The organism is Methylocystis sp. B8 (genome assembly GCF_005771425.1).
GTDB lineage: Bacteria > Pseudomonadota > Alphaproteobacteria > Rhizobiales > Beijerinckiaceae > Methylocystis.
This window is the reverse complement of record NZ_VBTZ01000011.1, coordinates 51,876-66,141: the sequence shown is the minus strand read 5'-3', so window position 1 is coordinate 66,141 and position 14,266 is coordinate 51,876. Positions and strand designations below refer to the sequence as shown.

General features: G+C 63.0%; 12 protein-coding genes. 3 read left to right on the top strand and 9 right to left on the bottom strand.

Features of this window, described 5'->3' with window-relative positions; translation table 11 throughout:
- Positions 1–99: 99 nt before the first annotated feature.
- Positions 100–528: a MarR family transcriptional regulator gene (locus FEV16_RS14945; protein WP_246657363.1), complete on the bottom strand. Its 429-nt coding sequence runs from the start codon at positions 526–528 to the stop codon at positions 100–102.
- Between the two features lie 395 nt (positions 529–923).
- On the opposite strand from FEV16_RS14945, the gene FEV16_RS14940 reads away from it, so the two are divergent.
- Positions 924–1,673, top strand: a complete 750-nt coding sequence (locus FEV16_RS14940; protein ID WP_138168411.1) for an enoyl-CoA hydratase-related protein — start codon at positions 924–926, stop codon at positions 1,671–1,673.
- A 120-nt stretch (positions 1,674–1,793) separates the two neighbouring features.
- Positions 1,794–2,762 (top strand): J domain-containing protein, encoded by a 969-nt coding sequence (locus FEV16_RS14935; RefSeq protein WP_138168410.1) that lies wholly within the window; start codon positions 1,794–1,796, stop codon positions 2,760–2,762.
- A gap of 9 nt (positions 2,763–2,771) precedes the next feature.
- Here FEV16_RS14935 and FEV16_RS14930 read toward each other — a convergent pair whose 3' ends face one another.
- Positions 2,772–3,662 (bottom strand): anti-sigma factor, encoded by an 891-nt coding sequence (locus tag FEV16_RS14930; RefSeq protein ID WP_138168409.1) that lies wholly within the window; start codon positions 3,660–3,662, stop codon positions 2,772–2,774.
- Between the two features lie 5 nt (positions 3,663–3,667).
- Entirely contained in the window at positions 3,668–4,168 is a 501-nt protein-coding gene (locus FEV16_RS14925; RefSeq protein ID WP_138168408.1) for a sigma factor-like helix-turn-helix DNA-binding protein, read from the bottom strand.
- Positions 4,169–4,385: 217 nt separating this feature from the next.
- Between FEV16_RS14925 and fabI the strand changes: the two genes are divergently transcribed.
- On the top strand, positions 4,386–5,246 hold the full coding sequence (fabI, locus tag FEV16_RS14920; protein WP_138168407.1) for an enoyl-ACP reductase FabI: 861 nt from the start codon (positions 4,386–4,388) through the stop codon (positions 5,244–5,246).
- 67 nt (positions 5,247–5,313) lie between these two features.
- On the opposite strand, the gene FEV16_RS14915 is transcribed toward fabI, so the two are convergent.
- The 6 genes from FEV16_RS14915 to lspA form a co-directional block, all read right to left on the bottom strand.
- Positions 5,314–8,565: a CusA/CzcA family heavy metal efflux RND transporter gene (locus FEV16_RS14915; protein WP_138168406.1), complete on the bottom strand. Its 3,252-nt coding sequence runs from the start codon at positions 8,563–8,565 to the stop codon at positions 5,314–5,316.
- A gap of 42 nt (positions 8,566–8,607) precedes the next feature.
- On the bottom strand, positions 8,608–9,696 hold the full coding sequence (locus FEV16_RS14910) for an efflux RND transporter periplasmic adaptor subunit (protein WP_246657362.1): 1,089 nt from the start codon (positions 9,694–9,696) through the stop codon (positions 8,608–8,610).
- 403 nt (positions 9,697–10,099) lie between these two features.
- Positions 10,100–11,383, bottom strand: coding sequence for a pitrilysin family protein (locus FEV16_RS14905; RefSeq protein WP_138168404.1), 1,284 nt, complete (start codon positions 11,381–11,383; stop codon positions 10,100–10,102).
- An 83-nt stretch (positions 11,384–11,466) separates the two neighbouring features.
- Positions 11,467–12,795 carry a pitrilysin family protein gene (locus FEV16_RS14900; RefSeq protein WP_138168403.1) on the bottom strand — a complete coding sequence of 443 codons (1,329 nt, stop codon included), beginning with the start codon at positions 12,793–12,795 and terminating at the stop codon, positions 11,467–11,469.
- A 70-nt stretch (positions 12,796–12,865) separates the two neighbouring features.
- Positions 12,866–13,600: a hypothetical protein gene (locus FEV16_RS14895; RefSeq protein WP_210234904.1), complete on the bottom strand. Its 735-nt coding sequence runs from the start codon at positions 13,598–13,600 to the stop codon at positions 12,866–12,868.
- Positions 13,601–13,704: 104 nt separating this feature from the next.
- Positions 13,705–14,214, bottom strand: coding sequence for a signal peptidase II (lspA, locus tag FEV16_RS14890; protein WP_246657361.1), 510 nt, complete (start codon positions 14,212–14,214; stop codon positions 13,705–13,707).
- Between the last annotated feature and the right edge of the window lie 52 nt (positions 14,215–14,266).

The window sequence follows — 14,266 nt, the reverse complement described above, 5'->3', positions numbered from 1 at the left end:
GATCACATGGAATTATGTGATCGATAAGGAATCGCTCAAAATAAAAACGTTGGAGCAGGTTCTCATCGAAAAAGTCTGTCAACTTTTTCGGAACCTGCTCTAGCGAAAGAAATGGAAGAAGACGCCCTTTGTTTCACGCAGCTTTTTCAAATGAACGGCGGCGAGTTCGGCCAATCGCCGTTCGCCGGCGCGCGTAATGACGACGAGTGATCGGCGGCGGTCCTTCGGATCGGTCTTTCGCCTGACAAGCTTCGCTTGCGCCAAACGTGACACCAGCTCCGCCGCGCTGTGGTCGCGAATCATCAGCTGCTCGGCGAGTTCGCCCACGCTGATATGTTTTGCGCCTCTATAGGTGCGCACCACGAGCAGCGCCTGATACCACTGCACCGTGACGCCATGGTCCGCGGCGACCTGCTCGCTGAACGCGAGAAACCGGCGCAGCGCATAACGAAAATGCGCGAGCGCCGCCAAGTCGTCCTCGCTTGGCGCCTTGCGTAACATCCCCTGCGGTTGCTCGAAAAGATTCAATCAAAATCCTTTCTTTTGGAGTGGGTCAGCGCGCGAGCGACCCGTTTGTCACAGGGAATTACAATCGTCAAAGCCGCTCCATAAAGGCGGCGAACAGAAAATTTTAGTCCGTGCCCATATCACTATGCAGGCTATCTACCGGAAATACCAGTATTATTTGGAATGAAAGATTAAGCGTCCGCCTCCGGCGGCGATAGCCTCAGCGCAATCGATTGAGCTCGTCGCCATTCAAGCCGCTGGCCTTCATTCCTAACGAGATTCTCGCCGCTTGCCGCGACGCAAAGAGTCATCGAAAATCTCGCGGCTTAGAGCGTCTGTTTCGCTGCTTCGCAACGAATCTTATCAAAGCTTTCGCGCGGCTATGGCGCGTCTCAGTAGCCGATCCGGAGACCCGCATGTCGGAAAAGATTGTCGTTTCGAGAGAGCAAGGGGTTCTGCGCCTGTTGATGAATCGACCCGAAAAGAAGAATGCGCTCGACCGCGAAATGTATCGCGCATTGATCGCAACCCTCGAAGCGGCGGCTGGAGACGACGCGGTGCGCGCCGTCGTCTTCGCCGGTGCCGGCGGAAATTTCACCGCAGGCAACGACCTTGCAGACTTTCGCGACTACGCCCCGAGCGTCGAAACCTTTCCAGCGCTTGGCTTCATTCGCGCTGCAGCGGCCTTCGAAAAGCCGCTCGTCGCCGCCGTCGCGGGCGACGCCGTTGGAATCGGGACCACGCTGCTCTTCCATTGCGACCTCGTCTACGCGAGCCCCGAAGCGCGCTTCAAAATGCCATTCATCGATCTCGCCTTGCCTCCGGAAGGCGCTGCAAGCCTGCTTGTCCCCGAGCGCTTCGGGATGGCCAAAGCTTCCCAATATCTGTTGCTTGGAGAGGGCTTCGACGGCGGGGAGGCGCTGCGGCTCGGCCTTGCGAACGCTCTGGCCCCGACCGAAGAGATCCTCGATCTCGCCACGGACGCCGCGCGTCGCCTCGCGGTCAAGCCGGCTAAAGCGCTTCTCGCGGCGCGGCGGCTTATGCGCGGCGACCCCAAAGAGATTCTCGCGCGAATTGACGCAGAGGCGGCGGTTTTCGCCGAGGCCCTTATGTCGGCCGAAGCGCGCGAGCGCTTTGCCGCCTTTTTCGCTTCGAAGGCGCGTTAGCCTTCAGCGCGACGCGACCTTCGCCGCTTGCGTTGCCGACGCGCTTCTCCCAAATATTAAGTCGGACATAAGCGCCTGCGCCGCGAAGGGCGGGCGCACACATGGGCTGATTGGAGAATTATGCGCGATCCTTACGACGTTCTCGGCGTGGCAAAATCGGCGAGCCCCGCCGAAATCAAAAAGGCCTATCGCCAGCTCGCCAAGAAATACCATCCCGATCGAAACAAGGACGACGCGAAGGCCAAGGAACGCTTCGCCGAGATCAACTCGGCTTATGAAATCGTCGGCGACGAGACGAAAAAGGCGCAGTTCGACAGGGGCGAGATCGGACCGGACGGGAAGCTCCGCTTCACCGGCTTCGAAGGCTTCGGCGCAGGCGCAGGCCCTGGCGGCTCCACCCGCGGCTGGCGCCCGGGCGGCGGCGCGCCCGGCGGCGAACAGCATTTTGAATTTCACTTCGGCAATGAAGCGGCCGGTGGCCGTGGGGGCTTCGAGGACATTCTTTCAGATCTCTTCAGCGGCGGGGGGCGTCGCCGCGCGGGACCGCAGCCGATCCGAGGCGACGACGTCGTCGCCACCGCGACCGTGCCGCTTGAAACGGTCGCCCACGGCGGATCGGCGCGCGTCATCCTGCCGAGCGGACGCACGCTCGAGGTCAAGATTCCGACCGGGATCGAAGACGGGCAGCAGATCCGGCTGCGCGGCCAGGGACAGCCCGGCGCGATGGGGGGCGAACCCGGCGACGCCATCGTCACGGTGAAAGTCGCGCCGCATCCTTATTTCAAACTGGACGGCCGTGATTTGCGGCTGGAGCTGCCGGTGACCGTTTATGAAGCCACGCTCGGCGGGCGAATCCCGACGCCGACGCTCGATGGCAAGGTGGAGCTGACGATCCCGCCGCATTCGAACAGTGGCCGGGTTCTGCGGCTGCGCGGCAAAGGCCTTCCGGCGTCGGAAGGGAAGATCGCTGGCGACCTTTATGTCTCGTTGAAAATCATGCTGCCGGAGAAATCGTCCAGCGATCTCGACGCGCGCATGCGCGAATGGCGCGAAGCGCACCCTTACGATCCGCGCGACAAAATGTCGTGAGCCGCGTGGCTATTTGGTTTCGGTTGGCGGCGCAAGGACGGCGGCCGCAGCGGCTTCCGCCGCCGCCTGCATCGCGTCGGCCGGCAGCGCGCCGACAAGCACGAAGGCGAAGCCGGACGCACGCCATTCAATCACAGTGACGCCCTGGCCGCGTTGGCCCGAAGGCGCAGCGACAGCCTCGGCGCGCTCGAAATAAAGACCGAGGCGCACGCCGTCATCGCGCTGATAAATGAGAAACGCCGCCGGCGCCGCGACGCCCGGCGCAATGCGTCCGCCAAGAAGGCGCAATCCGACGCCGTCCAAATCCGGCGCGCGCGCAAAGCCGACCCGCTCCTGAAGCCATACGAGAAGCTCGTCGCGGCGGGCGGCGTCGATCTCAACGGGATGCGCGTCGAGAATATAGGTGGCGTAGGTCAGCCCCGCCCGTGCGGCGTAGCTCGTGGCGGCCCTCGTCAACGTCGGGCTCTGCGTCGGCGGCCGGCTGGCCAAGAAGAGCAGCGCCGCAACCGCGACGGCCGCGCCCGCCACGAGCGTGAGCAGCGTCGAGGCGAGCGCTTGCCGGCGCCGGCTCGCGCGAATTTCATCGAGCTTGCGCATCGGACGCGGGGCCGCGCCCGGTCGTCCCCAATGAATGGCGCCGGTTTCGATCGGCCCCTGGCCGACGGGCGGCGCTGGCGGCCGCGCCGCCGCCTCGCGCAAGGACAGAGGCGGCGGCTCCAGCGCCACGGGTTCAAAGGCTGCCCGCAGCGCGGCGTTCTGGCGCCGCCAGCCTTCGACGAGCGCCGCGTCCTCGGGATGCTGCAGAAGATGGTCTTCGACCTTGCGCCGCCGCTCGGGATCGAGCTCGCCGTCGACAAGCGCGTGCAGGTCGGCTTCTTCAATGAGGGCCGAAGGCGTCATCGCCGCTACTTCACGACCCGCAGATGCGAGGCGGCGCGACGCCCGCCCTCGAGCGGCGCGACTGGCCGCAATCCTTCGGCGCCCAACGCCATGCGGGCGCGCATCAACTGCGCCAGCGCCGTCTCTCGACTCGCGCCAACGATACGCGCCGCGGCGTCATAGCCGAAGCCCTCGAGCGAGACGAGCAGCAGCACGGCGCGCTCGTCAAAGGCGAGACCCGCGAGTCCGTGAACGATCGGCGGATGTCGCGCCGCAGGGCCGGGAGCATTCCCGAGCTTTTTCTCAGCCAGCGCGACGAGCGTCGCATAGGTTTCGATTCGCGCTTCGGCGAGGTCTACAGGGCGCAACTCGCGGGAGCGGATACGCGCGCCGATCGATTGTAGTGCGCTTTGGACGAGATCGTCCGCGATAGCGGGTCCGGCGCCGGCGCAAAGCGCGCGCGCATAGCGCCTCAACGCGGGAGTCGCCCCGCCCAATCCCACTATGATGTCGGCTCTTCTGCCCATGCGGCCCGCTCCGCTCGGTCTTTGCCTGTCTGCGCGGCCAGTGACGTTTCCTATCGAATGATAGGGCAAAGCCGCGCAATTGGCTACGGTTGGCCGCTCTGGCGCGTCCGATTTCCTATCTCAGCGGCCTATGGCGCGAGGGTTTCCTTTGCGCCAAAACCACGCTAAAGGGCGCGCAACCTCGAACGCAGATTTCACGCCCAGGAAATAGACACGCATGACACAGCAAGCTGCGCCCGCCGCCCTTTTCGCCGGACTGCTTAAGGGAAAAAAGGGGCTCATTCTGGGCGTCGCCAATAATCGCTCGATCGCCTGGGGCATCGCCAAGGCCTGCGCCGACGCCGGCGCCGAACTCGCGCTCACCTATCAGATCGAGGCGCTGGAAAAACGGGTGCGTCCGCTCGCGGCGGAAATCGGCGCGACCGTCGTCGGCCGCTGCGACGTCGCCGAGCCGGAAACGATGGACGCCGTCTTCGCCGAGATCGAAAAGCTTTGGGGCAGGCTCGATTTCGTCGTGCACTGCCTCGCCTATTCCGACAAGGACCAGCTCGACGGGCGCTATGTCGAGACGACTCTGGAAAACTTCCAGATGTCGCTCAACATCTCCTGCTACTCCTTCACCGCTCTGGCGCAGCGCGCCGAGAAACTGATGACGGAGGGCGGCTCGCTCTTAACGCTCACCTATTACGGCGCCGAGAAATGGATGCCGCATTATAATGTGATGGGCGTGGCGAAAGCGGCGTTAGAGGCCTCGGTGCGCTATCTCGCCGCCGATCTCGGCGTCAAGAACATCCGCGTCAACGCCATTTCTGCTGGGCCGATCAAGACGATGGCGGCCTCAGGCATCGGCGACTTCCGCTATATCCTGCGCTGGAACGAATATAATTCGCCGCTGCGCCGGGTCGTGACCATCGAGGAAGTCGGCGAGACGGCCGTCTATCTTCTGTCGCCGCTGGCGCGCGGCGTCTCCGGCGAAGTGCTGCATGTCGACGCCGGCTATCATGTGGTGGGCATGATGAATCCGTCAGCCGCGCCGAAGATGGCGGACCTCCTGGCGTTGCTGCCGCAGGAGAAGTGAGGGGCATTATCCTTTGCTCATCACCGAGCGCGGCTTCCCGCAAAAAAAGCGCGCTCAACATACTTTTCTACTGATCCTGCGCGCCTTCGCTGAAGTCGCCGCCGCCTTCGATGATTTCAGCCGGCGGCGCGGGCGGGATTAGAAAGATGCTGCGCAAGACCGGTCCGACAAGTAGCAGCAGCGCGGGGCCGATGAACATGCCGCCGACGACGACCGTCGCCAGCGGGCGCTGCACCTGAGAGCCGATGGCGTGGGAGAGCGCGGCTGGGAGAAGGCCGACGCCGGCGGAGAGCGCCATCATCAACATCGGCCGCATGCGTTGTTCCGCAGCGTAAGTCACGGCCTCGATGAAGCCCATCCCCTGATTCGAGAGTTCCTTCCAATAGGTGATGTTGAGAATGCCATCCATCACTGCGACGCCGAACAAGGATACGAAACCGATGGCCGCCGAGACGCTGAGCGGCAGATCGGCGACATAAAGAGCGATCACGCCGCCGCCAATGGCGAAGGGGATGCCTGCGAGCGCCACCAGGCTCTCCCGGAACGAATTAAACAGGCTGTAGAGCAAGGCGAAGATAAGCAGGAAGGACAGCGGCACGACGACCGCGAGCCGCTTTTTCGCCTGTTCGAGGCTGCCGAACTCGCCGGCCCAGAGTATCTGGTATCCGACTGGAAGCGGCACGTGCTGCGCGATTCTTTGCTGCGCCTCGGAGATCGCCGAGGCGAGGTCGCGATCGCGGACGCTGAATTTGACCGGAACGAAGCGCTGGCTCTGTTCGCGGTAAACGAAGGAGGCGCCCGTGTCGAGCGAGATCTGCGCCACCTCCTTCAAAGGAATATAGAAGTTCTGCGCATTCGCGCTCGCTTGCGCGGCGACCTTCACGTTTTCGATCGCCTCGATCGATCCCCGATAGGTCGGGGCCAGCCTGACGACCGCTTGAAACTGTCGGTCCCCTTCGAGCACCGCCGTCGCCGGCGCGCCGCCGATCGCCGCCTGAATGACGCTGTTGATGTCGGCCGCCGTCAGCCCATAGCGGCCAGCCTTGGCCCGATCGATTTTTATGTTGAGGTTGGGCTGGCCGAGCGTGTGCAGCACCGCGAGATCGGCGATTCCTTCAACGAGTCGCAACTGCTCCATCACCTGGTCGGCGATGCGCTCGAGCGTCTCGAGATCGGGACCGACGATTTTGATCGAGTTGGCGCCACGCACGCCCGAGACAGCTTCGTTGATGTTATCCTGAATAGGTTGGGAGAAATTGAAAAGCACGCCCGGCAGCGCCGCCCTTAGCTCTTTGTCGAGCTCTTTGGTGAGCGTCTCTTTAGTGAGGCCCGACGGCCATTCGTCCATCGGCTTTAAAGGCGCGAAAAGCTGCACTTCCGCAAAGGAAGACGCCTCGCTGCCGTTATCCGGCCGTCCATGCTGAGAGATGACGGTGACGATCTCCGGATGATTTAGAAGTATCTCGCGCATTTTGCTGGTCGCCGCTTCGCCGACGCGCAGCGAGGTCGTCGGCGGCAGATTGGCGCGAATCCAATAGCTGCCTTCTTCCAACGCGGGCAGGAATTCGGCGCCAAGCCGCGACGCCACGAGGCCCGACAGGCTCAGGAAGGCCGCGCCGACGCCCAAGACCGCCAGCCGATGTGAGATCGCCCAACGCAGCGCCGGGTTGTAGATCGAGCGTATCCGACGAACGATCAGCGTTTCCGTCTCCTCGATGTGGACCGGCAGGAGAACCGCCGAAAGAACCGGCGTCACTGTAAAGGTCGCAACCAAGGCGCCGATCAGCGCATAGGCGTAGGTTCTCGCCATCGGGCCGAATATCTGGCCTTCGACGCCCGTCATGGTGAAAAGCGGCAGAAAGGCCGTAACTGTGATCGCGCCGGTAAAAAAGACGGCCTTGTCGACCTCCATCGCGCTGATGAAGATGAGCCGCAACCGGTCGTTCCAGACCTTTCGCGCTCCCGGCGCGCGCGTCTTGTCCGGACCCCAGTATCCCTGCGCGAAAAGTTTGAGGAGGCGTGCGCGTTCAAAAGGCTGGGATTGAAAATTTCGAAAAATGTTTTCGATGAGAATGACGCCTGAATCGACGATGATGCCAAAATCGACGGCGCCCATGGAAAGCAGATTGGCGTCCTCCTCGCGCGCCACGAGGATGGCGATGGCGAAGAGCAGCGCGAGCGGAATATTCGCTGCGACGATGAGCGCGCTGCGCAGGTCGCCGATGAAGATCCATTGAATCAGGAAAACGAGAATGCAGCCGAAGACGAGATTGTGAAGAACGGTGTGCGTCGTCACGCCGACGAGGGCGCCGCGGTCGTAATAGGGCTCGAGCCTTACCCCCGGCGGGAGCAGTTTCGACGCATTAATCCTATCGATCTCCTGCTCCACGCGCGGAAGAATATCGTTCGTGTGCTGCGCGCGCCCCATGACGACGATCGCCGCGACGACGTCGTCTTCGCGATCGCGTCCGAGGACGCCAAGACGCGGGGCCGCGCCGACCGTCACCCTGGCGACGTCCTTGATCTGCACGGGAACGCCATTCACTTGGCCAAGCACGATGTTTTCGATGTCGTCGGTGCGGAAGCCCTTGGTCACGTCGCCGTCGCCGCCGTCGTCGATCAACCCGACCCCGCGAATGTTCACCGACTGCTCGCCGAGTTCGATCTCGCGCCCGCCGACGTTGAGGTTGGAATTGGCGAGCGCCGTCACGACCTGCGGCAAGGTGACGTTGTGCGCTTCGAGCTTCCCCTGGTCGACCTCGATCGCAAATTGCTTGGTGAGCCCGCCCCAAGAATTGATCTGGACGACGCCCGGGATCGTCAGCAAGCGGCGCGCGACAACCCAATCCTGGATGGTCCGCAGATTGGTCAGACCAAAATTCGGCGGACCGATGACCTGGTATCGGACGATCTCGCCGACGAGACTCGATTGCTGAATGGTCGGCACCAGCCCGTTCGGCAGGCTGAGACGCTGTTGAATGCTTGTCGAAGTCTGGACGTAGGCGAGGTGCGGATCGACGCCATATTCAAACGTCACGCGGACGAAGCTCAATCCGTAAAAGGACGTCGAGCGAATGTTCGTCACCTTAGGCGTCGCGTAGAGCGAAGTCTCCATCGGGATCGTGTAATATTTTTCCATCTCCTCCGCCGAGAGGCCCGGCGCCTGCGCGCTGATTTCCAAAATGACGGGAGCCGGATTGGGATAGGCTTCGATATTGAGCCTTGCGAAAGAGAAGGCTCCGAAAATGATAAAGGCGACGAGGCCGAGAATAACGGTCAGCCGTCGGGTCAGTCCGAACTCGACGATGGACTTGAGCAACGACGACCTCCCCTTCCGCGCCGGCGCGTTCTAGCGCGCTGACTAATTGGCCTCGCCGATCGCGGCCTGATTGCTGAGAAAAATCGCGCCTTCGCCGACGATGGGTTCGCCCAGTTGGAGACCGGACAGGATTTGGACGAAGCCGTTCTGGCGCAGGCCTGCCGTCACCACGCGCCGCACGAAGCGCCGACGGTCTTTGGCGACCCAGCAAACCATAGTCCCATCGCCCTCCCGGACCACGGCGCTCTGAGGCGCAGCGAGCGCAACAATCGGCTCACCGATCCGAATGGTGAAATTCGCGAACATGCCCGCGCGCAGAAGATGATCAGGATCGTCGATCTCGATCCTGGCCGCCTGTCGGCGCGTGATCGGATCGACAGAGGGGCCAAGCACGGTGATCCGGCCGTCGAAATCGCGGCCTGGGTAGGCGGCGACTCTCGCCTTGACCACCTGTCCCAGCCGCAGCAGCGGCGCGTCGCTTTCGACGACATTCGCGACCATCCACATGGTTGACGTATCCGCGATGACGTAGGGCGCCGGCGCGACGCCCGGCTGGACAAGCTGGCCTGGAACCGCCGCGCGCGCGGTCACGAAACCCGACAAAGGGCTGCGCACGACGAAGCGCGAGTCCGCGATTCTGTCTTCGATGATCTTATCGATCTCTTCCTGTGTCTTTCCGAAGATGCGCAACACGTCCCTCGCCGACTTCAAGGCGCCTTCCGCCGCTTGCTGGTCGGAGATCGCCTGATCGACCTGCTGTTGGGAAGCGCCGCCGATCTTCAGCAGCGGTTTCAGACGGGAGAGATTGCGGTTCTGCAGAACGAGCGCGCCTGCGGCCGTAATAAGATTCGATTCCGCCGTCAGCAAATCGGGACTGTCGATCGTGTAGAGCGCCTGATCCTTTTCAACCGGGTCGCCGACATTGGCGGAGATGCTCATGATGCGCCCCTGATAGGGCGCGAAGACTGCGACAAGACGATTCTGATTGAAGTCGATATTGCCGATGGCCTGCCTCTCCTGGGCGAAGGCGCGCTGCGAAACCTTTTCGATCTTAAGAGAGGCGACCTGCGTCTCGGTCAGATCGACGGTCACTGCGCCCGTGGCGGCATGGCCGTTCTTTTGCGTCTTCACTCCGTCGCTCGATGGAGAGCGCAAGAAAAAAGCGAGTGCTGCGAAAAGCGCCGCGCCCGCAATGGCGGCGGCCCAAATTACGCGACTCTTACCGAAGGGCGGAGTCGGGAGATTCGCGAACATCTCTGCAATCGGATGCGGACGGGACCGGAAGGGCGCCGAAGACCGGGGCTTCTTATTGCTTCGGCTCGGCTCGGTCCAGCCCAAATGCGCCGAAAGAGCGGCAAGGCGCTGGAGTAGTTTGTCATATGCATGTCACAAAGAGCGATATTCCGGCGCGCTATCTCGCCGCTGATCTGGGCGAGAATGTTCCTGCCAACACGACTTCGGCGCGACCAATCATGACGATGGCGCGTCAGGCGTCAGCGCCTTCAGCTACATCCTGCTTTGCGAGGAATGCATCTCACACGCCCGCAGGTTTTCCCACCACCGTCACCAGCAGATCAGCATCGCCGAGCAACCGCTTCGCGCCGCGCCGGCAATCTTCCATCGTCACTGCGGCGATCCGGCCGTTCCTTTCATCGAGGAAGCTCGGCTCGAATCCGTCGAGCTGTAAATTGACAAGCTGGCTCGCGATCTTCGTCGAGGTGTCGAAGCGCAGCGCATAGGAGCCGATGAGGAATTTCTTCGCCTTGTCCAATTCCTCCTCGGTCGGACCCTCGGCGGCGAAGCGCCTGAACTCTTCCTCGATCACGCCGATCGCTTCGCCGGCGCGTTCATTCTTCGTCGCGGCGGCGCCGATCAACATCGGGCAATGATCATATTCGTTGAGATGCGAATAGACCGAATAGGCCATGCCGCGCTTCTCGCGCACCTCGCGGAAGAGCCGCGACGTAAACGTGCCGCCGCCGAGAATGTGATTGGCGACGACGACGCCGTAGTAATCGGGATCGTGTTTGCGGATCGACGGACGCCCGAAGCGGATCGTCGATTGCGGCACGTCGAGATCGACGATTTTGCGAATCCCGACATTGGAGACTTCGATTTCCGGAACAGGCGTTAGATCGTTTTGCAGCGCAAGGCCGCCGAAGGTCGCGTCGAGCAGATCAGAGAGCGTCGCCGCGTCGATCGCGCCGACGACGCCGATCTTGAGATCGCGCCGCGCGAAAAGCCGCTCGCGCAGCGCGATAAGGTCTTCGCGCGACAGCGTATCGATCGACGCAAGATCGCCGCGGACCGGGCGCCCATAAGGATGGTTTGGGAACGCCGCTTCGCGAAAGGCTTTCGACGCCACGGAGTCCGGTTCATTGACGTCGCGCTTCAATTCAGCGGCGAGCTGGCTGCGCACGCGTGCGACGTCTCCCGCCTCAAGCCGCGCATCGTTAAGCGCGAGCTTTAAGAGGCCGAAGGCCTTGTCGACATTGCGCGAGAGAGTCTGCATATGGCCCGAGATCGTGTCGCGATCGGCGCCAAAGCCGAGATGGATCGCGAGATCGTCGATGGCGCGATGGAAGCCGCGCGCATCATAGGGGCCAGCGCCTTCGTCGAGAGTCGCGGCGAGCAGCGTCGCCAGTCCGGGCTTCTCCGCGGGGTCCTGCGCCGCGCCGCCGCGTATGGCGAATTCAAGCGCGACAAGCGGAACTGCGTGGCTCTCAACGAGCCAGGCCTCAAGCCCCCCCGGCGTCGTGATCCGCTGCACATGTTCGGCGCGGGAGGCGATGGTGACGGTGGGCGCGTGAGCGGTCATGTGAGTTCCTAATGACGGTCGGCAGTCGATATTCGGCAGTCGGATGAGGCGTCGGCTGTCGCCAGCCGCCTCATGCGATCGTCTCAGGCTGGAAGCAGAAAGCCCGTGACGGCCCTGCGCTTGTCGAGCCATTTGCGCGCGGCGTTTTGCACATCCGCGGCAGTCACCTTCTCCATGCGATCAGGCCAGGCGACGACGTCTTCGATCGTGAGCCCGGTGGCGAGCGCCTCGCCATACCAGCGGGCGAGCGAGGCCTGGCTATCCTGAGCATAGACGGCGTCGGCGATCAGACGCGTCTTGGCGCGCTGCAGATGTTCGGCGTCGATCGGCTCTTCCGCAAAGCGCCGCAGCACGCGACCGATCGCATCATCGAGTTCTTCGAGCGCGACGCCCGGCGCTGGCGTCGCATAGACCCAAAGACGCGTGTTATCGACGGCGGAGCCCATGTAATAAGCGCCGGCGCCGACCGCGACCTTCTCCTCAACAACGAGCGTTTCATACAGCGCGCTCGTCGGTCCGCCGCCGAGCATATAGGCGAGCGTCTCAAGCGCTTCGGCTTCGCCGGGCTCCGCCGTGGTGTAGGACGGCACGAGAAAGACCTGCTCATGCGCCGGCTGCTCGACCTTCTCGTCGCGCAGCGTCACAAGGCGGTGGGCGCGATGCGGCGGCTCTTGCGTGCGTGCGCGGCGCGGCGGCGCCGAGCGCGCGGGGATTTTGCCGTAGGTGTCCTTGGCGATTCGCTCCACTTCATCCGCCTCGACATCGCCAGCGACGATGAGAATGGCGTTCTCCGGCGTGTAGAAGCGCTCGTAATAGGCAAGCGCATGCGCGCGATCGAGCCCTTCGATCTCGTGATTCCAGCCGATGATCGGCGTGCCATAAGGATGATGCGCGAAGAGCGCCGCCTGCACGGCCTCGTCGAGCTGCGCGGCGGGATCGCTGTCGGTGCGCATGCGCCGCTCCTCGAGCACCACGTCGCGCTCCGGATCGACGACTTCGTCGGTTAAGACCAGATTGCGCATGCGGTCGGCCTCGAACGCCATCAGCGTCGCGAGATGTTCCTTGCCGATACGTTGAAAGTAAGCGGTGTAATCGTAGCTGGTGAAGGCGTTCTCCTGACCGCCGAGTTCGGCGACGAGGTTGGAGAATTCGCCCTGGGGATGATCTTCAGTGCCCTTGAACATCAGATGTTCAAGGAAATGCGCGATGCCGGACTGGCCGAGCGGATCGTCAGCGGCGCCATTCTTGTACCAGACCATATGGGTGACGACGGGCGTCCGCGCGTCGGGGATGACGACGACCTCCATGCCGTTTTTGAGCGTAAAGCTCGTAATGCTTGCGCGCGCAGGCTCTGGCGCGGCGGCGCCGGGCGCGAGCGAAGCGACGGCTGACGCCTTCGTCTCAAATGACATGAACGGCCTTTCCCGCGGCGTTCGCGCCGCGCATCAGAAGAGAGGGATCCCTTCCAATATAGGCCGAAAATTACCTCGTGTCGTCTGAGCCCCGGACGAAGCTCGGCATCTGGAACCAAGAACCCGAATCACTGGAAGAGGTTTGCTGGGCCGGCGATGTGCCGATTGTTGTCGAATCCGACGAATTAAAGCCTGTGAGCTTACGCAGGCTGGAAAACACGCCCTGCTCCTCCGGCCGCAGCTTCTCTTCAGCCGCTGCGCTGGCGGCGTTGTTCGCGCTCCCGCGTCCCCAACTCAAGGGGTTCCACCAAGAGCTCTTCTTGGCGTCGGTATCGGTGATCTTGCTTAAATCCTTCGTCGGACGGCGGTAGCCGGTCGGCGGCTCCGACAGCATCCGACGGCCCGGCTCGTCAATCGCCGGGGCAGGCGCCTGCTGAGCGCCTGATCCAAACGACATGACGCGCGCCAGCACGCCTTGGCGCGGCGCTTCCGGCGGCGCGTTTGGCAGCCGAGCGTAGCGATCGGCGTTGCGGCGCCGCTCGGCGGAGAGTTGGGCGGGCCAGTCTCCTGACCGCTCGGCGCGCTCGCGGGGCGCCGGCAGTTCGCCGAGGCGCGGCGGCAAAACAAGCTTGGGGCGTTCGCTATAATCGATCTGGCTGGCGCCCTCATTCGAAGATACGCCGACCATCTCCATCAGCGCCGAGGCCGTGGATTTATCGTCGCTGGCCAGAGCCGGCGCCGCTTGGACAGACGCGAGGCCGGCGACGGCGCAAAGGGCATAGAGCTGCGACTGAGCAAATTTCATTATTCGGACTCCGTTCCGGGCTCCGGTTCTATATCGGCTACAAGGCCGCGACTTATTGGCGATTTAGTGGCGAAGGCTTGGTTTCGGCCCCTCAAGAGCAGGGTTTAGGTCTCGACGCGACGCTCTTGTGGCAGAAAAAACCCTTCAAAGACCAGAAGCGCCACTCCCGCGGTGATGAACACGTCCGCCAGATTGAACACGTAATTGGCGAGCGGCCCCACCGGCAGGCTGGTGTGGAGATAGAAGAAATCGGCCACGGCGCCGCGCGCGATGCGGTCGGCGGCGTTGCCGAGCGCCCCGCCAATGATGAGCCCGAGCGCCACGGCCGTCGCGCGGCTCTGCGTGCGAACCATCCAGATCGCCAGTCCTGCGACGATCGCGCCCTGAACCGCGAGCAACGCCAGGCGGGCCGCCGTCTCATGCGCCGGAAACAGCGAATAGGAGACGCCGTAGTTCCAGGACAGAACGATGTCGAGGAAAGGCGCAAGGCTCATCGGCGGACGATCGGCGACGTTGAAAATATGCAGCATCCAGAATTTATGCGCCTGATCGAAGGCCAAAGCGGCGAGCGCCGCTGCGAGGCCCAACGCGCGAGGGGAAAGTCTGTCGGACACGGGTGTTTTCATGCCGCCGCAGCATTAGACCGGGCCGGCGGGAAAAAGAAGG

Excerpts from the sequence above, each read along its gene's own strand:
- fabI (WP_138168407.1), top strand. The coding sequence starts at position 4,386 with ATGACACAGCAAGCTGCGCCCGCCGCCCTTTTCGCCGGACTGCTTAAG.
- FEV16_RS14905 (WP_138168404.1), bottom strand. The coding sequence starts at position 11,383 with ATGACCGCTCACGCGCCCACCGTCACCATCGCCTCCCGCGCCGAACAT.
- FEV16_RS14900 (WP_138168403.1), bottom strand. The coding sequence starts at position 12,795 with ATGTCATTTGAGACGAAGGCGTCAGCCGTCGCTTCGCTCGCGCCCGGC.
- FEV16_RS14940 (WP_138168411.1), top strand. The coding sequence starts at position 924 with ATGTCGGAAAAGATTGTCGTTTCGAGAGAGCAAGGGGTTCTGCGCCTG.
- FEV16_RS14930 (WP_138168409.1), bottom strand. The coding sequence starts at position 3,662 with ATGACGCCTTCGGCCCTCATTGAAGAAGCCGACCTGCACGCGCTTGTC.
- FEV16_RS14895 (WP_210234904.1), bottom strand. The coding sequence starts at position 13,600 with ATGAAATTTGCTCAGTCGCAGCTCTATGCCCTTTGCGCCGTCGCCGGC.
- FEV16_RS14935 (WP_138168410.1), top strand. The coding sequence starts at position 1,794 with ATGCGCGATCCTTACGACGTTCTCGGCGTGGCAAAATCGGCGAGCCCC.
- FEV16_RS14925 (WP_138168408.1), bottom strand. The coding sequence starts at position 4,168 with ATGGGCAGAAGAGCCGACATCATAGTGGGATTGGGCGGGGCGACTCCC.